We start from the raw sequence: 23,316 nt of genomic DNA on the forward strand, positions 1-23,316 counted from the left end.
GTCATAACGACAACCCGCTGGCAAACGATCACGCTGATGGAGCGATTCTACAGCTGTATCCGCCGCGCCGCAGGGTGACCGCGGCGATCTGGCCGAGATGCGCATCATCTGAAACTTATAGAGAACGCCCCATTCGAGAGCCGCGCAGTCGCCTGCCGAAGGTTCTTAGTGGACCGCTTAAAGATGGCCTTCGGCAGGCAGACAGGCATGCAGGCATACGCACGGGATGGAGTGCGTATGTAAGATCCCTTCCATCCTTTGGGGGGTCATGGGATGGATGGGCTTGGCTTTTAGACCGCAAACCATCATGGCCTTGGTCGGGTTTCATCTTACTGTTCCTTAGCTATGGAGCAATTGTCTGGCCCCGATATTGTCGGCCAACCGGCTTTTCGTGACGCAGTCTGGACTGATCTTGCGCAAAATGTACATGAACCGGTCCCGCTGAAGCCGCCTGTTGCGCGCAATGAATGCCGGCATGATGCCGCCGGGCGCGATGCATTCGGTTGTTTCCGTTGAGCAATGATTTTCTCACTGAAGGCACAAGCGACGGATCGTTTCCAACACGCCTATGTCGACGTCAAGACGATCGGTTTCCGCGACGCTCGCGGGCATCGTCCTGTCTCCGGGGATACGGACTCCCCTGGAACGCAGCCGTTCCAATTGAGCCTTGGCGCGCTCCGGGAAATCCGAATCCGCAGCCGTGGGAAAGAGCGCGATCACCGTCATTCCCGCATTCACCGGGTGCTCGCCCGAGAGAAAGTGGCCGGCATCGAGCGACCACGCGGCCCCGGAAAGACCCGCCGAAAGCATCTCGACGATAAGGGCGATATTGCCGCCCTTGTAACCGCCGAAGGGCAGGAGAGCACCGAGCATCGCCTTAACAGGATCGGTGGTGATGGCGCCGGTTTCGTCGATGGCCATGCCGTGAGCGATCGGCAATTGCGCCTTTGCCGCCTCGGCAAGCGTTATGAACGCCGTCGCACTCGTCGCCTGGTCGATGACGACAGGCGGCAAGGGTTCCGGCATGGGCACGCCGAAGGCGAGCGGATTGGTGCAGTAGACGCGCTCGCCGCCCTCGGCGGCGGCCATCAAGGCCGGTCCGTTGGCAGCGGCGATGGATATCAACCCGTCCTGAGCGAGGCGCCGGACGTAGTATCCCAATTCCCCGGCGGTATAGCTGTTTCTTTGCGTAAGGACTGAGATGCCGAAGGTTTTCACGCACTTTACGAAGTCGTCGTAAATGAGATCAAACCCGAGCTGCGCTATGCCGCCGTCCGCATCGGCCTGGATCAGGGCCGGCAGCACATGGTTGAAGCGGGGCTTGGCGTCGCCATTGATCCGCCCGTCGCGCAGGCTGGTGAGATAATCGACGAAATGCGGAAAACCGAGCTCAGTGCGCCCGAAGCAGGCGGCCGAGAGCGTTGCATCGACAAGCGCCTTCGCCATGGCCGGGCCGCCGCCGCAGGCGAGACAGGCTTCGAGCGCCAGTTGGCGGAGCTCGTCGATCGGCATTCTCATCTTCTGCCCGGCCATCACAGCGCCAATGCCGCTCGTCTGCCCTCATAGAAGGCATAAGGCGCCTGGCGCGGCGCAGCGCAGTCCCCGATCTCCACCACCTGACGATCGTTTGAACGCAGTTCATCGCCCAACCAATTTGCTGCCGCATTGGTGGTGGCGAGCACCAGGCTGTCGCCTTCCTCGAAGAAACGCTCGCCGGTATTGTGATCCAGCAGGGTGACGCCATTACCGTGCCATTCCAGCACGCTGACCTCCAGAAGCCATTTGACGCCCAGCGTCTTCAACGTCCGGCGCAGCGGGACGTCGGCGGTGGTGCGCTGAAGCTCTTTGCCGATGAACGGGTCGGGCGAGAGCATCGTCACCAGGTGCCCATCTTCGGCGAGCTTCCAGGCGGTTCCGCAGCCGCGCCAGCCGCCGCCCTCGTCCAGCAGCAGAACTCTCTTCCCCGGCCTTGACTGCCGCGCCATGACGGCCTCGACGGTGAAGACGTTTCCTTTTTCGATACCGGGCAGCGTCGCAACTGAGGGCAGAGCCTTCTGGAAGCCGGTTTCGGGTGAATAGGAACCCGTTGCCAGGATGACGGCGTCTGCGCCGATGGCCTCGACATCCGATGCCTCGACATAAGAGTTGAGCCGGATATCGACACCGAGCTTCGTCAGTTGCCGCTCGTACCAGCCGATGAGGTCGAGGATTTGCGCCCGGCGAGGCTGCATGCCGGCGAGCAGGAAATTGCCGCCGAGCCGGCTGGATGCTTCCGCGAGGATGACCCGGTGGCCCCTTTCGGCGGCGGCGCGGGCGGCTTCCAGACCCGCAGGCCCGGCGCCGACCACCAGCACCGTCCTCGGCTGGCCGGCCGGTGCGAAGCGGTCGCCGCCCCATTGATATTCCCGTCCGGCCGATGGGTTGATGAGGCAGCTTATCCAATAATCGCGCGAACGCCGGCCCCAGCACATCTGGTTGCACGAAATGCAGCCACGAACATCGTCGGGGCGGTCTTCACCGGCTTTTCGAGCCAGATGCGGATCGGCAATCTGGCCGCGCACGATCGAGACGAGGTCCGCCGCTCCTTCTCCAAGAACGGTTTCGCCGTTCTCCGGCGTTCTGATATGGCTTTCGGCAATGACGAGCGCATGTTTGACCGATCGCCTGATCGTTGCGGCAAGATCGGCGCCGAGCTTCTCCTGGTAGAGAAATGTCGGCATCAGCTTGTGGAAGTCGAGATAGCCGCCCGAACCGCAGGTCACATAGTCGACGAGACGGAGTTCGTCATGGAGAGCGACGATCTCGGCAAGCTCGTCCCGCGTCAGCGCGACGCTATGATCGGGCTCATCGCTGATCGCAAGCCCGATGATGAAATCCTGACCGCACACTGCCCGGATGCGGCTCATGATTTCCCGCGAGAAGCGGGTCCGGTTCTCCAGCGAACCACCCCATTGATCCTCTCGCCGGTTCGACCAAGGCGTCCAGAACTGCTCGATCAGGCCGAGATAGGCCGCCCAGACTTCGACGCCATCGAAACCGGCCTCGCGACAGCGCCGCGCCGCCTGCACGAAGCCGTCGATGGTTTCCCAAATCTCAGCCTCGCTCATGGAATGCGAGCCATCGCTGTCGTGATAACTGGGCAAGCCGGAAGGAGACCAATGCGGGTGGTATGAATTGTCGGAATCCCCATGCGCGCCGACATGGTAGAGCTGCTGGATCGCGACCGCGCCGTTTTCCTTGATCGCGGTCGTGACCTTGCTGAATTGAGGGATCACGCTGTCGTCGCCGGGAAGAAAATTTCCGCGCGTCAGCACGGCCGCGGGATGCACCGGCATCGGTTCGACCACGATCATCGCGGCGCCACCGATCGCGCGCTCGGCATAATAGGCGACGTGGCGTTCGCCGGGTACACCGTCGCTCGCCATGTTTGCCGTATGCGCTCCGAAGACGATCCTGTTGCGCAAGGTGTGTCCGCGCAGGCCGATCGGCGAAAACAGACGCGGGAAGAGCTTCGACATGGTGATCCCCAAGCGTCAGGCGGCTGACTTCCAGGCTCCTGCGATGGCGACGCGCCCGATATCGGCGTCGCCAACGAACCAGAAAGACGGCCGCATTTGGAGCGTCAAAGTGCGACCGAGAGGGCACTGTCGCGTCGGGGAGCCACCTCGTGCGAGTTCACCATCGCGCCCGCGAGCTGGCGGAAGGTAACAAGCCCCAATGCTTCCCCGGATGGTGAAACCACCCTGGCATCGTCGTGCGCCTCCGATGCCAGAATCCGGACGGCGTCTTCGACGGTCGTGCCTGATGCGATCGTCAATCCACCTGAGACCGCGCCGGAATGCAGGGATGTCATGATGGCATCGACCTGGATGACCCGGCCTCGATTGACCTCCTTGACGAAGTTGGCGATGTAGGCGTCTGCCGGACGCAGAACGATGTCCTGGCTGGTGCCCTGCTGGATGACTTCGCCATCGCGCAGGATCGCAATCTGGTCGCCCAGCCGAAGGGCCTCATCGAGATCATGGGTGATGAAGACGATGGTCTTCTTGATCTCCTTCTGAATGTCGAGAAGGACCGACTGCATATCGGTGCGGATCAAAGGGTCGAGCGCCGAATAGGCCTCGTCCATCAGCAGAACCGGCGCATCGTTCGAGAGGGCGCGTGCCAGCCCGACGCGCTGCTGCATGCCGCCCGACAGCTGGTTGGGATATTTGCTCTCGAAGCCCTTCAGGCCGACCCGCTCCAGCCAGCCCATGGCGACGTCAACGGCTTTCGAGCGCTCCATGCCCTGCACTTCGCGGCCGAAGATAGTGTTGTCGAGAACATTCCGGTGCGGCAGAAGCGCGAACTTCTGAAACACCATTGCCGTCTGGTGGCGCCGAAACGTCCGCAATTCGGTCTCGTTCATTTTCACCACATCGACGCCGTCGACAAGCACTTCGCCTGATGTCGGATCGATCAGACGGTTGATGTGGCGGATGAGCGTCGATTTGCCCGAACCCGAAAGGCCCATGATGACCTGGATGCGGCCCGAGGGTATCTCGACATTGATATCTTTCAGGCCCAGCACGTGGCCGTGCTTTTCGTTGAGATCGGTCTTCGACAATCCCTTTTGGACAGCATCGACATGAGCGCCGGGATTGGGACCGAAGATCTTGTAGAGATGGCGGATCTTGATGCCGCCGAAACGATGATCAGCCATGGACGATCTCCCGATGCTTCTGGAGCCGCTTGCCATAAGCCTGGCTGACCCGGTCGAAAATGATGGCAATGCCGACGATGGCAAGGCCGTTGAAAATACCCAGGGTGAAGTACTGGTTGGCGATTGCCTTCAGAACCGGCTGGCCAAGGCCCTGGACGCCGATCATCGAAGCGACGACGACCATGGCGAGCGCCATCATGATGGTCTGGTTGATGCCGGCCATGATGGTGGGAAGCGCCAGCGGCAGCTGGACCTTGAACAGCTTCTGCGAGCTCGACGTTCCGAACGCATCGGCTGCCTCGAGCACGTCCTTGTCGACCAGGCGGATACCGAGGTCGGTCAGCCTTATCATCGGCGGGATGGCGTAGATGACGACGGCGATCAGTCCCGGCACCTTGCCGATGCCGAGCAGCATGACGACAGGGATCAGGTAGACGAAGCTCGGCATCGTCTGCATGACGTCGAGGATCGGATTGATAACGCGCTGCAGCCGGTCGGAACGCGCCATCAATATCCCCATCGGAATGCCGATGGCGATGGAGAGCACGGTACAGACGAAGATCATCGAGACCGTCCGCATCGTATCGTCCCACATGTCGAAATAGCCGATCAACAGCAGTGTGACGAGACAGCCGAGGACGATCTTCAGGCTGCGGCTTCCAAACCATGCGATGACAAGGATGATTGCCGTAATGATCGGCCACGGCGTCTGCGTCATGAAGCGGTCGGCGGCGATCAGGAAATGCTGCAGCGGGGAGAAAAGGCTTTCGATCGCGTCGCCATAGCTGCGGGTAAATGCGCGAAAACCGTCATCGATCGCCTTCTTCAGATTGCGAAGGGCATCGTCATCCATATGCGGGAATTTATAAAACCATTCCATTCGGTTCCCCTTTTTCTTCAAAGAGCCGTGGCAGTCTTTTTGATTTTATCGGCAGCGAGAGGCGGTGCGCATCAAGCGCACCGCAGTAGTCGGCGTTAAAGAGCAGCTTCGATCTTCGTGGCTGCCTCAGGCGAGACCCACTTGGTCCAGAGGTCCTTGTTTTCTTTGAGGAAGTGCTTGGCACCGTCCTCGCCGGTCGCCTGGTTGTCGGTCATCCACGCCATCAGCTTGTTGACCGTGTCATTGCTCCAGGAGCGCTTCGTCAGGTAGTCCATGACCTCCGGCCCGGCCTTTTCCGAGAAAGGCTTTGCAACGAGGGTGACGATCTTGTCGACCGGCCATGCGTTCGGCTTCGGATCGGGGCAATCGGCGACGGTGTTGCAGCGCTTCCATTCGGCGGCGTCATTCGGCACGCCGGCTTCGAGCTTGACCATTTCATATTTGCCGAGCAGCGCGGTCGGCGCCCAGTAATAGCCGGCCCAGCCTTCCTTGCGTTCGTAAGCCTTGGAGATCGAACCATCGAGGCCGGCAGCAGAACCGGTATCGACGAGGGTGAAGCCGGCCTTATCGGCTTCGAAGGCCTTGTAGAGCTGCGTGGTCACCACGGTGCCGCCCCAGCCCTGCGGGCCGTTATAGATGGCGCCCTTCTTCGCATCCTCAGGAGCGGGGAAGAGTTCCGGATGCTTCAGCACGTCGCCGATGGTCTTGATGTCGGGATGAGCGTCGGCCAGATATTTGGGAATCCACCAGCCCTGGACGCCGCCATCGGGCAAGGGAGAGCCGACCTGGACGATCCGGCCTTCATCCGTTCCCTTCTTGACGACATCGGGCAGCAGGTCGATCCAGGCTTCCGGCGCGATGTCAGGCTGGCCCTTTTCGGCCATCGAGGTAATCGTCGGGACGGTATCGCCGACGGTGATTTCGGCATCACAGCCATAACCTTCGTTTAGGATGAACTTGTCGAGGTTGGAGAGAACCTCTGCACTCTGCCAGTTCATGCTGGCGATGGTCACCGTGCCGCATTCGGCGGCGCTGGCGAAAGACGCCCCGCCGATCAGGCCGAACGTCAGACATGTCGATGCGAGTAGTTTTTTCATTCTCGTTCCCTCTGTTTAGCGGCCGGTTTTGCTGAGCGGGGCGCCGCAGGACCCACTCCAACGGTTGTCAGGAAGCGTCTCCCATACTCACCGATTTCTTGAATGCTGCCGACAGTCCCTCCGCAACCGAAGCGTCGAACCCGGCAGCGCGCATGCCTTCGATGGCCGCCGCGGTGGTGCCGCGATAGCCAACAAAGGTTTGAACGACATCGTCAGGAGATTCGTCTTGGCGCTCCAACAGGCGGCCGGCGCCCGTGATCACCGTGTTGACGGCGCGGCGCGCAATCTCCGCCGGCAGGCCATTGGCGACGGCGTCGCGCATCATGGCGGCGGCGAGCAGCGCCGGGAATGCCGGTCCAGACCCGGAAAGACCGGTGAGGTAATCGATGTCGCTTTCCCTTGCGACCTCGTCCTCAGATCCGCATGCTTGAAAAATCGCGCGGACGAGCGCCCGGTCGTCTTCGGTGACGTCGCTCGCGCCAATCCACGGCGTATAGGACTTGGCGACTTCGGCAGCGGCATTCGGCAGAGCGCGCACGACGCGACCGGTGTTGTGGCACTCGGAAAGCGCGTCCAGGCGGATGCCCGCCGTGACCGAGATGACCAGCTTGCCGCCGGCATCGACATCAAGAGCACGCCAGTCATCAGGACGGACGGAAAGAACGATCACGTCCGAGCGGTCGGCAAGCGCCTGACTGTTGGTGGTCAGGAAAGAATTCGGGAAACGGCGCGGCTGCTCACTGCGATAGGAGAGGGAGAGATTTCGAGGTTCGACCAGGCCGCCATCAAGGATCGAGCCGGCGATTGCTCCGCCAAGCCAACCGCCGCCGCCAATGATACCGATCCTCAAGGAAACGCTCATCCCGCCCTTCCCTAACCCGGCCTGTAGCCATGCCGCGAGAAGAAGCGATCGAGCTCCCTCTGCTGCGGCACTTCGCCGGTGTAGATCGCGATATATTCGGGTATCCGTTTCATGCGGACGGCGAGTTCCTCCCTGGCTTGCATGGAGATATATCCGATCTGCACGAGGTAAGTTGTTCGCGCTCGGACATCCGATGTCGCTTCTGGTAGCCCAAACCGGATAAACATCAGCTTGAGGGCTTCCAGTCGAAGCTGATCGGCTTGCCGGACCTCGGCGAGAATCTCGTCGGACTGCAGCGCCCAGCTGCGCACGGCGAATTCGAACCTGGCGTCGAACAGCTCATTGTTGAGCCAGCAGTCGAAGACGTTGAGCATCGCCTCGGCAAGCGATTCCGCGTAGGCTTCGGACTGCTTGATGATGTTGCCGGTGTTTTTATCGCGCCACCGCGCCACGAGGCCGGCCAGCAGTTCCTCCCGGTCCTTGAAGAACCAGTAGAAGCTCGTGCGCGAAAGGTTGAGTTTCTTCGCCAGCGGCAGAATTTTCACCGAATCCACGCCGGAATCCAGCAGCGAGTGGTAAGCTGCTTCCAGCCATCCCTCCTGCGATCCGCGCCAGCCAGTGTCATTCAAAGCCTGATCCATGGATGATCTCCTATCAAATTGCGAGGCGGCGCACAAGAAAAATGTACATCTGTGTCTAAAGTAACGACCCAGTTGTTTTCATTATTGACACATATGTACATTATGCTTAGCGTCCCCTCCGATGTTTTAATCCGGAACCACGGCCCATGTCGAACGATCCCCTTCTTCAGCCCTACCAGCTCAAGCATCTGACGCTGCGCAACCGTATTATCGTGACCTCCCACGAGCCGGCCTATCCGGAAGACGGCATGCCGAAGGAAAGGTATCGCGCCTATACGGTGGAGCGGGCAAAGGGGGGCGTGGCCTTGACGATGACGGCCGGCTCGGCCGCGGTGTCCAGAGACAGCCCGCCGGTCTTCAACAATCTGCTCGCCTATAAGGACGAGATCGTACCCTGGATCAGGGAAATGACCGACGCCGTGCATGAAGAGGGGGCGGCGATCATGATCCAGCTCACCCATCTCGGCCGGCGCACGCGCTGGGACAAGGGCGACTGGCTGCCGGTCGTGGCGCCATCGCATCAGCGCGAGGCGTCCCACCGCGCCTTTCCGAAAAAGATGGAAGATTGGGACATCGAGCGCATCATCAAGGATTTTGCCGATGCCGCGGAACGCATGAAGGCGGGCGGCATGGACGGTGTCGAACTGGAGGCCTACGGCCATCTGATCGACCAGTTCACGTCGCCGCTCACCAACGAGCTCGAAGGACCCTATGGCGGCTCGCTCGATAACCGTTTGCGCTTCTGTCTCGACGTCTTCAAGGCGATCCGGCAAAGGGTGGGGAACGACTTCATTCTCGGAGTGCGCTACACCGCCGATGAATGTCTTCCCGGCGGCACCGGCAAGGGCGACGGCATCGAAATCTCCAGGCGCCTGAAGGCAAGCGGCCTCATCGATTACCTCAATGTGATCCGCGGCCACATCGATACCGATGCGGGTCTCACCGACGTGATTCCGATCCAGGGCATGGCGAATTCACCGCATCTCGATTTCGCCGGCGAAATTCGCGCCGCGACCGATTTTCCGACGTTCCATGCGGCGAAAATCCCTGACGTCGCCACCGCGCGCCATGCGATCGCCTCCGGCAAGGTCGACATGGTCGGCATGACCCGCGCCCACATGACCGACCCGCATATCGTCCGCAAGATCATCGAAAAGCGGGAAGACGATATTCGTCCCTGCGTCGGCGCCAATTACTGTCTCGATCGCATCTACCAGGGCGGGGCCGCCTTCTGTATCCACAATGCCGCCACCGGCCGCGAACTGACCATGCCGCATATCGTGGCGAAGGCCGACGCCAAGAAAAAGGTCGTCATCGTCGGTGCCGGCCCGGCCGGTCTGGAAGCGGCGCGCGTCGCTGGAGAACGCGGCCACCAGGTCGTGGTTTTCGAAGCGGCCAACAATCCCGGCGGTCAGATCCGCCTCACCGCCCAGAGCGAGCGCCGCAGGGAGATGATCAGCATCATCGACTGGCGCATGAGCCAGTGCGAGAAATACGACGTCACCTTCCACTTCAACACCTGGGCGGAAGCCGATACCATCGAGGCCGAGAATGCCGATGTCGTCATCATCGCGACAGGCGGCTTGCCGCATACCGAGGTTCTCGCCAGCGGCAACGACCTGGTGGTCTCGTCATGGGACATCATCTCCGGCGACATTAAGCCTGGAACCAATGTGCTGATCTTCGACGACGCCGGCGACCATGCCGGCCTGCAGGCGGCAGAGTTTCTTGCCAAGGCAGGCGCAAAGGTCGAGATCATGACGCCGGACCGGTCCTTCGCGCCCGAGGTCATGGCCATGAACCTGGTGCCCTATATGCGCTCTCTGCAGAAGCATGACGTGACCTTCACCGTCACCTACCGTCTCGAAGCCGTGGAGAAGAGCGGCAACCAGCTCGTCGCCCATGTCGGCAGCGATTACGGCGGGATCGCCAGGCAGCAGAGCTTCGACCAGATCGTCGTCAATCATGGGACCATTCCGCTCGATGATCTCTATTTCGAGCTGAAACCCAGCTCGAGCAATCTCGGCGAAATGTCGCATGATCAGCTTCTTTCCGGAGAACCTCAGTCCGTCATTCGCAATCCTGATGGCAAGTTCCAGTTGTTCCGGATCGGCGATGCGGTCGCCGCACGCAACACCCATGCCGCCGTCTATGACGGGTTGCGCATCGCAAAAGATATCTGATCGCAAGCGCGGGCCGCTTGCCGGCCGATCGTCCCCGGAGGTGATGACATGAGTTCACGCAAGGAAAGCCTGCAGATTTTCCTCGATGCGGCTTTCGTGGCTTTCGACGAGTTCGCCAAGGCCCCGGAAGCCCGCCGCTCGATCCGTCAGATTTTTGCGGCGCTGGAGCGCCCGGGGGCCGCGCGCGTGGGGGAGGGAAGCCGATTGCCGGTTTGCGCTCAGCTTGATGTGGCGCTCTCGATCGATACGGCCTATCCTTCGCTGACGCGATTGATCGACGGGTTCAAAGGCATCGAGCCAAAGCTTGAATGGCGTCAGCGCACCAAGTATGACCACACGGCCAGCGACAACTTTGTTGATGAGCATGCCAATGCCATGATTATCGGCCCGGGAGGATTGGAAGAGCGGAGCGACCTGTGGATCGGTGTGACGTTGATGGCGCCTCACGTGCGCTATCCGGATCATGATCATGCGCCCGAGGAAGTCTATCTCGTGCTTTCCGAGGGAGAGTTCCAGCAGGGGGAAGGGGACTGGTTTTCGCCTGGTATCGGCGGATCCTTCTACAATGTCCCCGACATCAAGCATGCCATGAGGTCGCTCGACACGCCGCTCTTCGCCTTCTGGGCATTACTTGCCGAACGGCCAGCAGTTTGGAAATAAAGGGGGGGTGCCCATGAAAATTCTCGTGCCAGTCAAACGGGTTGTCGACTACAACGTGAAGATCCGGGTGAAGCCGGACGGCACGGGTGTCGAGCTTGCCAATGTGAAGATGTCGATGAACCCGTTCGACGAGATCTCGGTGGAAGAAGCGCTGCGGCTGAAGGAAGCCGGCAAGGCCGAGGAAGTGGTGGTCGTTTCGATCGGTCCTGCCAAGGCCGAGGAGACGCTGCGCACCGCACTTGCCATGGGCGCCGACCGGGCGATCCTGGTCGAGACCGACGATCAGATCGAGCCGCTCACTGTCGCCAAGATCTTGAAGGCTGTCGCCGATGCCGAACAGCCGGGGCTGATCATCGTTGGCAAGCAGGCGATCGACGACGACAGCAACCAGACCGGCCAGATGCTGGCAGCGCTGATGGGAACCGCCCAAGCGACCTTCGCCTCGAAGATCGAGATCGGTGATGGCAAGGCTCAGGTGACCCGTGAAGTCGATGGCGGCCTGCAGACGATCGAGATCAAGCTGCCGGCGGTCGTCACATCAGATCTGCGCTTGAACGAACCGCGTTATGCCTCGTTGCCTAATATCATGAAGGCGAAGAAGAAGCCGCTCGACAAGAAGACGCCAAGCGACTTCGGCATCTCGACCACGCCGCGCCTCAATGTGTTGAAGACCGAGGAGCCGTCGGGCCGCAAGGCCGGCGTCAAGGTCAAGTCGGTCGCCGAACTGATCGACAAGCTCAAAAACGAAGCCGGCGTGCTGTAATCAGCTTGGAACAGGAGCCATCATCATGACCATTCTTCTTCTGGCTGACCACGACAATGCCAGCCTGTCCGATCAGACCGCCAAGGCGCTGACGGCAGCAGCCAAGATCGCCAAGGAACAGGCAAGCGATATTCACATCCTCGTCGCCGGCAAAGCTGCCAAGGCTGCCGCCGATGCCGCCGCCAAGCTTGCCGGCGTCTCCAAGGTGCTGCTGGCCGAAAGCGATGAACTCGCCAACAATCTGGCCGAACCGCTGGCCGATCTGATCGTCTCGCTGGCTGGCAGCTACGACACGATCCTGTCTGCGGCCACCTCGGTCGGCAAGAATGTTCTGCCGCGCGTCGCCGCTCTTCTCGACGTCGCCCAGGTCTCCGAGATCATCGAGGTGATCTCGTCCGATACCTTCAAGCGGCCGATCTATGCCGGCAACGCCATCCAGACGGTGCAGGCAAGCGATGCCAAGAAGGTGATCACCGTGCGCACCGCCTCCTTCGCCTCCGCACCGGAGGGTGGTTCGGCGACCGTCGAGGCAATTCCGGCGGTTTCCGATCCGGGGCTTTCGACCTTTGTCAGGGACGCGCTGTCGGCCTCCGACCGTCCGGAACTGACATCCGCCAAAATCATCATTTCCGGCGGCCGGGCGCTGGGTTCAGCGGAAAAATTCAGGGAGGTCATCCTGCCGCTTGCCGACAAGCTGGGTGCTGCCGTCGGTGCAAGCCGTGCGGCCGTCGATGCCGGTTATGCGCCGAACGACTGGCAGGTCGGTCAGACCGGCAAGGTGGTGGCGCCGCAGCTCTATATCGCCTGCGGCATTTCAGGCGCCATCCAGCATCTGGCCGGCATGAAGGATTCGAAGGTCATCGTCGCCATCAACAAGGACGAGGAGGCGCCGATCTTCCAGGTCGCCGACTACGGATTGGTCGCCGATCTCTTCGACGCCCTGCCGGAATTGCAAAAGGCGCTCTAGCGGGGGAGACCGAACGTGGCGCGCGTCGTGGGACGTCCAATCAAACCTGGTGCCGACCTTCTTTTGAACGATGACGAAAAGCCGGCATACATACGGCTGCACGACATCGGGAGGGAAAGACGCTCTCGGCCGCTGCAGGAATTCCTCAATGATGTCGGCGGGCTGATGTTGTCGGCCGAGGCTCCTGCCGTCGCCAGTTTCGTCGCGGGCAAGGTCCTCCAGAAACTGCTCAAGACCGGCAAGGTGCGTCCGGAGGGCGGGCCTCTTCCCGGCGCGCCCAACGGGCTGGATGACGCCATCGGCCATCTTGCAAAATCGGGACGGAAATACGAGGCGATCGCCGGCCAGTTCCAGAGTCTCGCCGATAAGCTGCTCTGGAGACGCGGCCGCTCCGGTCCGTTCGCAAGCCTGAATTTTGGCAATACGCACTCCCATGCAGTCTTGGTCGGTCCCGGCGGCATGGAGGAACGCGCCGATCTCAGGATCGGCGTGATCTATATGGATCGCTATACAAGATTTCCCGATCATGTTCAGACGCAGCCCCGCGCCTTCATTCTGCTTTCGCCGGGTGAAATCCGCCTTGGCGATTCCCATTGGTTCTCCGCCGATATCGGTACGGTCTTTGCGAATGACGCCGGCGAATCCTTCGCGATAAGATGCACAGCCCGGCCGCTGCTGGCGGTCTGGTGCCAGGTTGAGCGGGAGAGGTGATGGGGTCCTTGGCGACAATGAGCCTGAGATGAATGAAAAGCGCGAAGGCGAGAGCATGATATCTCGGCTGTGACGCAGCAGCAAATCGGTGAGAAGCCGGCCCCATCGAATATGTAAGCATCAGAATTCAATTTAAGAGGAAGATATCAAAATGGACGTACGCGCAGCCGTTGCCATACAGGCAGGAAAACCGCTCGAAGTGATGACCGTGCAACTGGAAGGGCCGCGGGCCGGCGAAGTGCTGGTGGAGGTCAAGGCGACCGGCATCTGCCACACCGATGATTTCACTCTGTCGGGCGCCGATCCGGAAGGCCTCTTCCCGGCGATCCTCGGCCACGAGGGTGCGGGCATCGTCGTCGATGTCGGTCCGGGCGTCACTTCGGTGAAGAAGGGCGACCACGTCATTCCGCTCTACACCCCGGAATGCCGCGAATGCTATTCCTGCACCTCGCGCAAGACCAATCTCTGCACCTCGATTCGATCAACCCAGGGCCAGGGCGTGATGCCGGACGGAACCAGCCGCTTCTCGATCGGCAAGGACAAGATCCACCACTATATGGGCTGCTCGACCTTTTCGAACTTCACCGTGCTGCCGGAAATCGCCCTTGCCAAGGTCAATCCCGACGCTCCGTTCGACAAGATCTGCTACATCGGCTGCGGTGTCACCACCGGCATCGGTGCGGTCATCAACACCGCCAAGGTCGAGATCGGCGCGACGGCGATCGTCTTCGGCCTCGGCGGCATTGGCCTCAACGTGCTGCAGGGTCTGCGTCTTGCCGGTGCTGACATGATCATCGGCGTCGATATCAACCCTGACCGCAAAGCCTGGGGCGAAAAGTTCGGCATGACCCACTTCGTCAATCCGAAGGAGGTCGGGGACGACATCGTGCCCTATCTCGTCAACCTGACGAAGCGCCACGGCGATCTGATCGGCGGGGCCGACTACACGTTCGACTGCACCGGCAACACCAAGGTGATGCGCCAGGCGCTGGAAGCCTCGCACCGCGGCTGGGGCAAGTCGATTATCATCGGCGTTGCCGGCGCCGGCCAGGAAATCTCCACCCGTCCGTTCCAGCTGGTCACCGGCCGCAACTGGATGGGCACGGCTTTCGGCGGCGCCCGCGGGCGCACCGATGTGCCGAAGATCGTCGACTGGTACATGCAGGGCAAGATCCAGATCGATCCGATGATCACCCACACCATGCCGCTCGAAGACATCAACAAGGGCTTCGAGCTGATGCACAAGGGCGAAAGCATCCGCGGCGTGGTCGTGTACTGAGCCATGAAGACGATCTCGACCGAAAATTCTCATGGCGGCACCCAGGGCGTTTACCTCCACCGCTCGGACGCCTGCGACTGCGACATGACCTTTGCGGTCTTCCTGCCGCCGCAGGCCAAAGCACGCAAGCTGCCGGTTCTATGGTACCTTTCCGGTCTGACCTGCACCCATGCGAACGTCATGGAAAAGGGAGAGTATCGGCGTCTTGCCGCAGAACTCGGCATGATCATCGTCTGCCCCGATACCAGTCCGCGGGGCGATGCCGTCCCGGACGAACCTGGTAATTGGCAGTTCGGCAAGGGGGCCGGCTTCTATCTCGACGCCACCGAGCCGCCATTCGCACAGAACTATCGGATGTACAGCTACGTCGTCGATGAATTGCCCAAGCTTATCGCCGCCGAGTTTCCGGTCGACATGGACCGACAGGGCATCTTCGGTCACTCGATGGGCGGACACGGCGCGATCACGATTGCGCTCAAGAACCCCGGACGCTTCGGCAGTTGCTCGGCTTTTGCGCCGATCAGCCATCCCTCGGTCTCCGGCTGGTCAAAGCCGGCATTCCAGAAATACCTCGGATCGGATGAGACGGCCTGGCGGGCATATGATGCCTGCTCGCTGATCGAAGACGGGCACCGGTTCCCGGAATTCCTCGTCGACCAGGGCACGGCGGATAGCTTCCTGGAGGATGGATTGCGCCCCGAAGAGCTCAGGCAAGCCTGCGAGACGGCTGGCATCAGCCTGCGGCTTCGCATGCAGGAAGGCTACGGCCACTCCTACTTCTTCATTTCGACATTCATGGAAGACCATCTGCGCTGGCACGCGCGGAGATTGGGAGACTGATTGCAGAGCTTGGCCGGGCATATCGCAAACGGCCCAGAAGGGGAGGAGAAACCCATGACCAGCATAGCCATACATCCGGCAGTGGATTCAGGCTTTCGGGCGACTGACGCAGCTTTCGCAGGCGGGACGCTCGTCTGCAAGTGCGCCAGCAACCCCGTGAAGGTCAGGATCAAGAGCGACATCGCCCATAATCACGCCTGCGGCTGCACGAAATGCTGGAAGCCCGAGGGTTTCGTCTTTTCGGTCGTGGCAGTTGCGCCGACCGAAAGCGTCGAAGTTCAAGAGAATGGCGACAAGCTCGCCGTCGTCGATTCCACCGCCTTGATCCAGCGCCACGCCTGCAAGGAATGCGGCGTGCATATGTATGGGCCGGTCGTGCGCGAACATCCGTTCCAGGGATTGTCGTTCGTCCATCCGGAACGTTTTCAGGAAAGTGGCTGGACGAAGCCGGGCTTTGCGGCCTTCGTGTCGTCGATCATCGAAAGCGGCTTCGACCCCGCGAAGATGGACGCCGTCAGGGCGCAGTTGAGGACGTCCGGCCTCGAGCCTTACGATTGCCTAAACCCTGGCCTGATGGACTACATCGCAACCTGGATGGCCAAGAAGAGCGGCGTCCTGGCTGCGTGATTGGCTAAAGCAATTCCCAGCAAAAGTGCGCAGCGGTTTTGCGTCCGGGATTGAGTAAAAACAAAAGAGAGCATTCCCGTGACTTGAGAGAAAGCGGAAATGCTCGGGGAACGCCAAGCCGGCGCTCCCCGACAAAACCACCGCTATCCGGATATCGAGATACTCCGTGATGCCGCACGCCGGCCTTCCGGCGGCCAGGCTTCCGATGCCTGATGATCAAGGTTGATGCGTATAAAAACCGCATCAACCTCGACTGCACAGAAATCCTCACAGACCTTGCCACCATAATCCGCTTGGGAAACTGCGCGTTGGCCGCCGCCGCGCAACGTCGATCCTGGATAGCGCTTTGAAATGACGCCTGAGTCGCACCCGGGACGCTTTGCTCGGCATTATTGTGTATTTAAGAAATACTAATTGTGTACGCAGAGTACACAATTATTGACTCCCTGCGAGAGGCGTGCCATCTTCACCGTGTAGAGCAACCAGCGGCCGGAGAGCGACGATGGCGAAGACACCGAAGAGCAATCTCTACGAAGATCTGAAACGGCAGATTCTGACGATGGAGCTGGATCCGGATGCCGATCTGGACGAGGCCAGTTTGAGCGAAAAATACGGCCTCTCTCGGACGCCGGTCCGCGACATATTCCGTCGCCTTGCCGGTGAGGGCTATATCGACATCCGCGAGAACAGGGGCGCGCGGGTCATCCCGATGAACCACTCCACCCTGCGAAATTTCTTTCTTGTTGCGCCGATGATCTACGCGGCGATCGGCCGCCTCGCAGTGCAGAACTTCAAGCCTACTCAGCTTTCAGACCTGAAGCAGACCCAGGAGCGGTTCCGCGCCGCGAGCGAGAACATGGACGCTCTGGCGATGGTCCTCGAGAACAATCGCTTTCACGAAATCTTCGGCGAGATGTCGGGCAACGTCTATCTGCAGCCGAGTCAGGGCCGGCTGCTCATCGACCACGCGCGCATCGGCCACACCTTCTTCCGGCCGAGGAACGAGGACATGAAGCGGCGGCTTCAAGTGGCCGTCGGCCATCATGACAGCTTCATCGATGCGCTCGGCGCTCACGACGAAAACGCCGTCGTCGACCTCGTCTTCGAACACTGGGAATTGTCCCGCGAGAACATGGAAATGTTCATCGCCCCGCAAGGCCTCAAGGCGGACGCCTTCCTCGGCGGCCCCGCCACGCAATTATTGGAGAAATCGTCGTGAAGTTTGAGGGGATCTATACGCCGGCGGTGACACCGCTCGACCAAAATGGTCAGATCGACAGGGCTGGATTTGCCGCCGTGCTCGAATCGCTGATCGAGGCGGGCGTCCACGGCATCATCGTCGGCGGCTCGACGGGCGAGTACTACGCCCAGAGCAGCCAGGAGCGTTTCGAGCTCGCGGCCTATGCTAGGGACGTCATCGGCACGCGGCTGCCGCTCATTATCGGAACTGGCGCCACGCGGACCGAAGATTCGGTCGATTACGCAAAGGCCGCCAAGGAAATCGGCGCGGACGCGATCCTGGTGTCGTCACCGCCATACGCGCTGCCGACCGAACGCGAGAATGCGGTCCACGCCCTGACCGTCGATCGCGCGGCAAACCTGCCGATCATGCTCTACAACTATCCGGCCCGCATGGGCGTGATGATGGGCGAGGAGTATTTCTCCCGCCTCGGCAAGTCGAAGAACGTGATCGCCATCAAGGAAAGCTCCGGCGACATGGGCAATCTGCACCTGCTTGCCCGGAAATTTCCGCATATTGCACTGTCCTGCGGCTGGGACGACCAGGCGCTCGAATTCTTCGCCTGGGGCGCGAAGAGCTGGGTCTGCGCCGGCTCCAATTTCCTCCCGCGCGAACATGTCGCCCTCTATGAGGCCTGCGTGCTCGAAAAGAATTTCGACAAGGGTCGCGCGATCATGATGGCGATGCTGCCGCTCATGGATTTCCTGGAATGCGGGAAGTTCGTTCAATCGATCAAGCACGGATGCGAATTGATCGGGCTGAATGTCGGATCGGTCCGCGCGCCGCTGCGTCCGCTCAACTCCGAAGAAAAGCGAACCCTTCAGACCGTCGTCGCCACGTTAAAGCGCACGGTCGCCCAGATCACCTCGGGAGCAAATCATGCATGAACCCTTGACCGCCTCCGAATACAAGGCGATCGCGGCCGGCCTTCAGTTTCCAGCGAATGCCTTCATCGACGGCGCATTTCGTCCGGCCAATTCCGGGCAGACATTCACCTCGACGAATCCCGCGACGGGCGAGGTTCTCGCCGAGATCGCCGCATGCGACGCCACCGATGTCGACGCCGCCGTCGCCAAGGCAAAGCAAGCCTTCGACGACGGCCGCTGGCGGCTGCGTTCGCCAGGCGAACGCAAGGCGGTGCTCCTCAAGCTCGCCAGGCTGCTCGAGGACAATCGTCACGAGCTCGCTGTCATGGAGAGCCTCGACAGTGGCAAGCCGGTCGGCGAATGCCAGACGGTCGATGTTCCCGATACCATTCACACGATCCGTTGGCACGCCGAACTGATCGACAAGCTCTATGACAACACCGCGCCTGTCGGCGCCAACGCACTGACGATGATCGTGCGTGAGCCGGTCGGCGTCGTCGGATGCGTGCTTCCGTGGAATTTTCCGCTTTTGATGCTGGCCTGGAAGATCGGCCCGGCGCTTGCTGCCGGCTGCTCAGTGATCGTCAAGCCTGCACAGGAGACGACGCTCACCACGCTGCGCGTCGCCGAACTTGCCCATGAAGCGGGCATTCCAGCCGGCGTGTTCAATGTCGTGACCGGCGGCGGCAAGGAGGTCGGCGAGCCGATCGGCATGCACATGGATGTCGATATGGTGGCCTTCACCGGATCGACGCCCACCGGCCGCCGCTTCCTGCGCTATGCAGCGGACTCGAACCTCAAGCGCGTCGTGCTCGAATGCGGCGGCAAGAACCCCGCCGTCGTTCTCGACGATGCCGAAGACCTGGACCTCGTTGCCGAGCAGGTCGTCAACGGCGCCTTCTGGAACATGGGCGAGAACTGCTCGGCCACGTCGCGTCTGATCGTTCATTCCAAGGTCAAGGACGAACTGCTGAAGCGCATCGGCGCCTATATGCGCGAATGGAAGACAGGCGATCCGCTCGACCCTGCAAACCGCATCGGCGCGCTTGTCAGCAAGGCCCATTTCGAGAAGGTGAAATCCTTCCTCGACGACGCCAGGAAGGAGAAGCTGACGGTCACCCACGGTGGTGAAACGCATGGCGGCATCTTTATCGAACCGACAGTGGTCGAGGGTGTAACGCCTGCCAGCCGTCTTTTCCAGGAAGAGATCTTCGGGCCGGTGCTTTCGGTCACCACCTTCAATTCGCTTGCCGAAGCAATCGCTCTAGCCAATGACACGAATTACGGTCTGACGGCGTCCGTCTATACCGGCAGCCTGAGGAACGCCATCAAGCTCTCGCGCGAGATCCGCGCCGGCGTCGTCACCGTCAACTGCTTTGGAGAAGGCGACGCCAGCACGCCGTTCGGCGGCTACAAGGAGTCAGGCTTCGGCGGCCGCGACAAGTCGGTCTTTGCCCATGACAACTACTGCGAACTGAAGACCATCTGGATCGATGTCTCGGAACGCTCGGTCGACGAGACCATCCGATGACCCGCCATGTGATCAAGCGCTTGCCGATCGATACCGGCGTTTCGGGATGGGAGGCGATCAGCGAACGCGCCTTTCCCGCAACAGCGCTTGAGCACGACATGACCGCGGACTGGCTAATCGTCGGCGGGGGGTTTGCCGGCCTGTCGGCGGCGCGCCGCCTTTCGCAACTGCGCCCTGAGGACAAGATCGTCGTCCTCGAGGCTCGCGAAGTCGCCAAGGGACCGGCCGGGAGGAATTCCGGCTTCATGATCGACGTGCCGCACAATCTGTCCTCAGGCGAATATTCGGTGGCCGACGAAGAGGCGACCAAGGACGAGATCAGGCAGAACCGTCTGGCGATTTCCTTCGCAGCCGATGTCGCGGCGGAATACGGCTTGTCCGGGGAAACCTTCGATCCGTCGGGCAAGGTGAATGCGGCCGCCTCCGAGCGGGGGCTCGGGCTCAACGACAACTACAGGAAGTCGCTCGAAAAGATCGGCGAGGAGCATCGCGTTCTCGATGCCGATCAGATGCGGGAGATGACCGGCTCGCGCTATTATCGCGGAGGGCTCTATACGCCAGGCGCCGTGATGATCCAGCCGGCCGACTATATCCGCGGCCTGGCGCGCGGACTTAGCTCAAAGGTCGCCATCCACGAGCACTCGCCGGTGCTGGAGCTTTCGCGCGAGGGCAGGTCCTGGAAGGCGAAATCCGGCCGCGGATCTGTTTCCGCGCCGAAGGTCATTCTGGGCGTGAACGGCCATATTCAAAGCTTCGGCCATTTTCGCGGACGGCTGATGCACATCTTCACCTACGCGTCGATGACATCAGCCTTTTCCCAGAATGAGTTCGGCGGCGATGTCACCGGCGCAGATCGCTGGGCGCTGCTGCCGGCAGACCCGATGGGAGCGACGGTCAGAAAGATCACCACCGATGGTCGTTCGAGAATCGTCATCAGGACGAGGTTCACCTACGACCCGAGCCTCCAGGTGTCGGAGAAGCGGGTCGCCGGCGTGGCGGCCGAGCAGCGCCGGTCATTCGACGCGCGCTTTCCCGGACTGGAAAGCCTGGCGATGGAATATAGCTGGGCGGGTGCTCTCTGCCTCAGCAGAAACCATGTGCCGGCATTCGGCGAGGTCGAAGAGGGGCTTTTTTCCGCCTGCTGCGAGAATGGCCTCGGCACTGTCAAGAGCACGCTCGCAGGGATGATGGCGGCCGATCTGGCTGCCGGCGCGGGTAGCCCCGAACTCGACCGATACAGGAACCAGCCGGAACCGAGCAAATTACCTCCCGAGCCCTTTGCGTGGCTGGGGGTCAATTCGGTTATCCGCTTTCAGGAATTGCGTGCAGGCCGCGAGGGATGATCCCTCGGCCCGCGCAATATGAAGACTGCCCGCTCGCAGACTTCAATGACAATGGGAACGAAAAACAGGAGTAAGAACAATGAAGACTTTGTGGAAGGCGCTCTGCGCCGCTGCGATGATCGGGGTCAGCATCCTTCCTGCTCGCGCGGAAGAAAAGACGATCACCATGGGCACGATGTCGTGGGAGGACCTGACGCCCATCACCGGTATCACCAAGAAAGTTCTCGAAGACGCCGGCTATACGGTCAAGGTGACCGAGTTCTCCGAATGGGGCATCGCCTATGCCGCTCTCGCCAAGGGTGACATCCAGGTCCTCACCTCGCAGACGGACTATGTTGCGCAAGACTACTGGGACAAGAACAAGAACCGGCTCGAGAAGATCTCACCCGTTTCGCACGGCCTCTATCAGGGCGTCGCGGTTCCTAAATATGTCCCGATCGACTCGCTGGAACAGCTCAATGAAAACGCCGACAAGTTCAGCGGCAAGATCATCGGTATCGAACCGGGCGCCGGCCTGATGCGCGATACCTCGAACGCGATCAAGGATTATGGCCTCAAGCTCCAGCTCGTCGAGGGCAGCACCGCCGCGATGACGGCGGCGCTGAAGTCCGCCTATGACCGCAAGGAGTGGATTGCGGTGACGATCTGGGAGCCGTCCTGGATGGTCCAGAAGTATGAGGTCAAGTACCTCAAGGATCCGAAGGGCGTATTCCCGCCGCCGCAGAGCTATTACTGGATCGGCCATAAGGGCTTCTCCGCAGAGAACCCGCATGCGCGTGAAGTGATGGCCAGTGTCTACGTGCCGATTGCCGACATCACCGCCATCAACGGCGCAGTGAATGAAGGGAAGACCATGGACCAGGCCGTGCAGGATTGGATCGGCGCGCATGCCGACCTGATCAAGCGCTGGGAAAACATCAAGAAGAACTAAACGCGTCGTGGCCGTCCGATCCGTCGGGCGGCCACCCTGAAACCTAATGAAGAAGCCAGCGCTGAATGGCTCGATGGGGATCGCTATGAAAACCGTAAATGCCGATATCAATGACGTCCTGATCGACTGCCAATCCCTTTGGAAAGTCTTCGGTGACAAGTCCGCTGCGGCAATGAAGTCGATCAAGGAGCGCGGCCTCGGCAAAAAAGAGGTCCTGAAGGAGTTCAACTGCGTCGTCGGCGTGTCCGACGCGAGCATTGAGGTCCGGCGCGGCGAAATCTTCTGCATCATGGGCTTGTCGGGAAGCGGAAAATCGACGCTCATCCGCCTTCTCAACAAGCTGATCACGCCGAGCTCGGGCAAGGTCCTCGTCAAGGGACGCGACCTCGCCGCCCTGTCGCCGGTCGATCTCCGGCAGATGCGCGCCAGGAACATCGGCATGGTGTTTCAAAGCGTCGCTCTGTTGCCGCATCGGACGGTCCTCGAAAATGCGGCCTTCGGCCTCGAGGTTCAGGGAATTGCCAAGCCGGAGCGAAACAAGACCGCCGTTGCAGCGCTCGAGAAGGTCGGCCTCGCCGACTGGGTGAGCCGATATCCGAACGAGCTTTCCGGCGGCATGCAGCAACGCGTCGGGCTGGCCCGCGCGCTTGCTTCCGACCCCGAGATCATCCTGATGGATGAGCCGTTCAGCGCTCTTGATCCACTCATCCGGCGTCAACTTCAGGACGAATTCCGGCAGCTGACGAAAGCCTTGGGCAAATCCGCGGTGTTCATCACCCATGATCTCGACGAGGCGATCCGGATCGGCGATCGCATTGCGATCATGAAGGACGGCGTCATCATCCAGACCGGCACGGCCGAGGAAATCATCCTCAACCCGGCGGATGCCTATGTCGCCGAATTCGTCGCCGGCATATCCCGCCTTCATCTGATCAAGGCGCATTCCGTCATGCGCAGCGTCGCAGAATTCCAGCAGAGCGCGCCGCATTCCGACATCGCGTCGCTGGCGCGCACGACGCCGGACGCCGATATCGACGAACTCATCACATTGACGATGCAGTCGGAGCGCGATGCCATCGCCGTCGTCGACAATGATCAGATCGTCGGCGTGGTGACGCCACGCAGCCTTCTGATGGGCGTCAAAGGAACCTCCACCCACGATCTCACGCCGGCGTCCCACAACTGGAGCTGAT

The 23,316-nt window shown here is 60.9% G+C and carries 21 protein-coding genes; 14 read left to right on the forward strand and 7 right to left on the reverse strand.

What is annotated here, in order from left to right; all coding sequences use genetic code 11:
* Positions 1-528 precede the first annotated feature (528 nt).
* The 7 genes from AC2444_RS25410 to AC2444_RS25440 form a co-directional block, all read right to left on the reverse strand.
* Positions 529-1,533, reverse strand: a complete 1,005-nt coding sequence (locus tag AC2444_RS25410) for an Ldh family oxidoreductase (protein WP_128449240.1) — start codon at positions 1,531-1,533, stop codon at positions 529-531.
* Positions 1,533-3,518 carry an oxidoreductase gene (locus AC2444_RS25415; protein WP_128449237.1) on the reverse strand — a complete coding sequence of 662 codons (1,986 nt, stop codon included), beginning with the start codon at positions 3,516-3,518 and terminating at the stop codon, positions 1,533-1,535. Before AC2444_RS25415 ends, AC2444_RS25410 begins: the two co-directional genes overlap by 1 nt.
* Before the next feature lie 104 nt (positions 3,519-3,622).
* Positions 3,623-4,702 carry a quaternary amine ABC transporter ATP-binding protein gene (locus AC2444_RS25420; protein WP_128449235.1) on the reverse strand — a complete coding sequence of 360 codons (1,080 nt, stop codon included), beginning with the start codon at positions 4,700-4,702 and terminating at the stop codon, positions 3,623-3,625.
* On the reverse strand, positions 4,695-5,582 hold the full coding sequence (locus AC2444_RS25425; RefSeq protein WP_012755274.1) for an ABC transporter permease: 888 nt from the start codon (positions 5,580-5,582) through the stop codon (positions 4,695-4,697). The genes AC2444_RS25420 and AC2444_RS25425 overlap by 8 nt, the downstream gene beginning before the upstream one ends.
* 95 nt (positions 5,583-5,677) lie before the next feature.
* Positions 5,678-6,679: an ABC transporter substrate-binding protein gene (locus AC2444_RS25430; protein ID WP_017996001.1), complete on the reverse strand. Its 1,002-nt coding sequence runs from the start codon at positions 6,677-6,679 to the stop codon at positions 5,678-5,680.
* A 67-nt stretch (positions 6,680-6,746) separates the two neighbouring features.
* Complete coding sequence (locus tag AC2444_RS25435) at positions 6,747-7,541, reverse strand: pyrroline-5-carboxylate reductase family protein (protein WP_128449233.1); 795 nt, start codon at positions 7,539-7,541, stop codon at positions 6,747-6,749.
* Positions 7,542-7,552: 11 nt separating this feature from the next.
* Positions 7,553-8,182, reverse strand: coding sequence for a TetR/AcrR family transcriptional regulator (locus AC2444_RS25440; protein ID WP_128406586.1), 630 nt, complete (start codon positions 8,180-8,182; stop codon positions 7,553-7,555).
* A gap of 146 nt (positions 8,183-8,328) precedes the next feature.
* Here AC2444_RS25440 and AC2444_RS25445 point away from each other — a divergent pair, with 146 nt between their 5' ends.
* The 14 genes from AC2444_RS25445 to AC2444_RS25510 all read left to right on the forward strand — a co-directional run bounded on the left by AC2444_RS25445 (position 8,329) and on the right by AC2444_RS25510 (position 23,315).
* Positions 8,329-10,365, forward strand: a complete 2,037-nt coding sequence (locus tag AC2444_RS25445; protein ID WP_128449231.1) for an NADH:flavin oxidoreductase — start codon at positions 8,329-8,331, stop codon at positions 10,363-10,365.
* Positions 10,366-10,413: 48 nt separating this feature from the next.
* The gene (locus AC2444_RS25450; RefSeq protein WP_128406584.1) at positions 10,414-11,025 is read left to right on the forward strand and encodes a dimethylsulfoniopropionate lyase; all 612 of its coding nucleotides are present in this window, start codon (positions 10,414-10,416) and stop codon (positions 11,023-11,025) included.
* 13 nt (positions 11,026-11,038) lie between these two features.
* Positions 11,039-11,788 carry an electron transfer flavoprotein subunit beta/FixA family protein gene (locus AC2444_RS25455; protein WP_487762916.1) on the forward strand — a complete coding sequence of 250 codons (750 nt, stop codon included), beginning with the start codon at positions 11,039-11,041 and terminating at the stop codon, positions 11,786-11,788.
* A 25-nt stretch (positions 11,789-11,813) separates the two neighbouring features.
* Positions 11,814-12,755 carry an electron transfer flavoprotein subunit alpha/FixB family protein gene (locus AC2444_RS25460; protein WP_487762917.1) on the forward strand — a complete coding sequence of 314 codons (942 nt, stop codon included), beginning with the start codon at positions 11,814-11,816 and terminating at the stop codon, positions 12,753-12,755.
* A gap of 15 nt (positions 12,756-12,770) precedes the next feature.
* Positions 12,771-13,466, forward strand: a complete 696-nt coding sequence (locus AC2444_RS25465) for a dimethylsulfonioproprionate lyase family protein (RefSeq protein WP_128450146.1) — start codon at positions 12,771-12,773, stop codon at positions 13,464-13,466.
* Between the two features lie 151 nt (positions 13,467-13,617).
* A complete protein-coding gene (locus AC2444_RS25470) occupies positions 13,618-14,745 on the forward strand; it encodes an S-(hydroxymethyl)glutathione dehydrogenase/class III alcohol dehydrogenase (protein ID WP_128450147.1) in 1,128 nt (375 codons plus the stop codon).
* A gap of 3 nt (positions 14,746-14,748) precedes the next feature.
* Positions 14,749-15,585 (forward strand): S-formylglutathione hydrolase, encoded by an 837-nt coding sequence (gene fghA / locus AC2444_RS25475; protein ID WP_128450148.1) that lies wholly within the window; start codon positions 14,749-14,751, stop codon positions 15,583-15,585.
* Between the two features lie 54 nt (positions 15,586-15,639).
* Positions 15,640-16,212, forward strand: coding sequence for an S-(hydroxymethyl)glutathione synthase (gfa, locus tag AC2444_RS25480; RefSeq protein WP_003562213.1), 573 nt, complete (start codon positions 15,640-15,642; stop codon positions 16,210-16,212).
* Positions 16,213-16,714: 502 nt separating this feature from the next.
* Entirely contained in the window at positions 16,715-17,431 is a 717-nt protein-coding gene (locus AC2444_RS25485; RefSeq protein ID WP_128450150.1) for a GntR family transcriptional regulator, read from the forward strand.
* Positions 17,428-18,339, forward strand: coding sequence for a dihydrodipicolinate synthase family protein (locus AC2444_RS25490; RefSeq protein WP_128450151.1), 912 nt, complete (start codon positions 17,428-17,430; stop codon positions 18,337-18,339). The genes AC2444_RS25485 and AC2444_RS25490 overlap by 4 nt, the downstream gene beginning before the upstream one ends.
* Positions 18,332-19,849 (forward strand): aldehyde dehydrogenase, encoded by a 1,518-nt coding sequence (locus AC2444_RS25495; protein ID WP_128450152.1) that lies wholly within the window; start codon positions 18,332-18,334, stop codon positions 19,847-19,849. Before AC2444_RS25490 ends, AC2444_RS25495 begins: the two co-directional genes overlap by 8 nt.
* Positions 19,846-21,192, forward strand: coding sequence for an NAD(P)/FAD-dependent oxidoreductase (locus AC2444_RS25500; RefSeq protein WP_128450153.1), 1,347 nt, complete (start codon positions 19,846-19,848; stop codon positions 21,190-21,192). Before AC2444_RS25495 ends, AC2444_RS25500 begins: the two co-directional genes overlap by 4 nt.
* A 79-nt stretch (positions 21,193-21,271) precedes the next feature.
* Positions 21,272-22,123, forward strand: coding sequence for a glycine betaine ABC transporter substrate-binding protein (locus tag AC2444_RS25505; RefSeq protein WP_128450154.1), 852 nt, complete (start codon positions 21,272-21,274; stop codon positions 22,121-22,123).
* 85 nt (positions 22,124-22,208) lie between these two features.
* On the forward strand, positions 22,209-23,315 hold the full coding sequence (locus tag AC2444_RS25510; protein ID WP_409565900.1) for a quaternary amine ABC transporter ATP-binding protein: 1,107 nt from the start codon (positions 22,209-22,211) through the stop codon (positions 23,313-23,315).
* Position 23,316 lies beyond the last annotated feature (1 nt).

The sequence above is a fragment of the Rhizobium sp. WSM1328 genome (genome assembly GCF_057653715.1).

Bases quoted from the DNA above. Each gene is read 5' to 3' on its own strand.
- AC2444_RS25505 (WP_128450154.1), top strand. From the start codon at position 21,272: ATGAAGACTTTGTGGAAGGCGCTCTGCGCCGCTGCGATGATCGGGGTC.
- AC2444_RS25495 (WP_128450152.1), top strand. From the start codon at position 18,332: ATGCATGAACCCTTGACCGCCTCCGAATACAAGGCGATCGCGGCCGGC.
- AC2444_RS25460 (WP_487762917.1), top strand. From the start codon at position 11,814: ATGACCATTCTTCTTCTGGCTGACCACGACAATGCCAGCCTGTCCGAT.
- AC2444_RS25435 (WP_128449233.1), bottom strand. From the start codon at position 7,541: ATGAGCGTTTCCTTGAGGATCGGTATCATTGGCGGCGGCGGTTGGCTT.
- AC2444_RS25455 (WP_487762916.1), top strand. From the start codon at position 11,039: ATGAAAATTCTCGTGCCAGTCAAACGGGTTGTCGACTACAACGTGAAG.
- AC2444_RS25440 (WP_128406586.1), bottom strand. From the start codon at position 8,182: ATGGATCAGGCTTTGAATGACACTGGCTGGCGCGGATCGCAGGAGGGA.
- AC2444_RS25445 (WP_128449231.1), top strand. From the start codon at position 8,329: ATGTCGAACGATCCCCTTCTTCAGCCCTACCAGCTCAAGCATCTGACG.
- fghA (WP_128450148.1), top strand. From the start codon at position 14,749: ATGAAGACGATCTCGACCGAAAATTCTCATGGCGGCACCCAGGGCGTT.
- AC2444_RS25410 (WP_128449240.1), bottom strand. From the start codon at position 1,533: ATGGCCGGGCAGAAGATGAGAATGCCGATCGACGAGCTCCGCCAACTG.
- AC2444_RS25430 (WP_017996001.1), bottom strand. From the start codon at position 6,679: ATGAAAAAACTACTCGCATCGACATGTCTGACGTTCGGCCTGATCGGC.
- AC2444_RS25500 (WP_128450153.1), top strand. From the start codon at position 19,846: ATGACCCGCCATGTGATCAAGCGCTTGCCGATCGATACCGGCGTTTCG.
- AC2444_RS25415 (WP_128449237.1), bottom strand. From the start codon at position 3,518: ATGTCGAAGCTCTTCCCGCGTCTGTTTTCGCCGATCGGCCTGCGCGGA.
- AC2444_RS25510 (WP_409565900.1), top strand. From the start codon at position 22,209: ATGAAAACCGTAAATGCCGATATCAATGACGTCCTGATCGACTGCCAA.
- AC2444_RS25425 (WP_012755274.1), bottom strand. From the start codon at position 5,582: ATGGAATGGTTTTATAAATTCCCGCATATGGATGACGATGCCCTTCGC.
- AC2444_RS25470 (WP_128450147.1), top strand. From the start codon at position 13,618: ATGGACGTACGCGCAGCCGTTGCCATACAGGCAGGAAAACCGCTCGAA.
- AC2444_RS25450 (WP_128406584.1), top strand. From the start codon at position 10,414: ATGAGTTCACGCAAGGAAAGCCTGCAGATTTTCCTCGATGCGGCTTTC.
- AC2444_RS25420 (WP_128449235.1), bottom strand. From the start codon at position 4,702: ATGGCTGATCATCGTTTCGGCGGCATCAAGATCCGCCATCTCTACAAG.
- gfa (WP_003562213.1), top strand. From the start codon at position 15,640: ATGACCAGCATAGCCATACATCCGGCAGTGGATTCAGGCTTTCGGGCG.
- AC2444_RS25485 (WP_128450150.1), top strand. From the start codon at position 16,715: ATGGCGAAGACACCGAAGAGCAATCTCTACGAAGATCTGAAACGGCAG.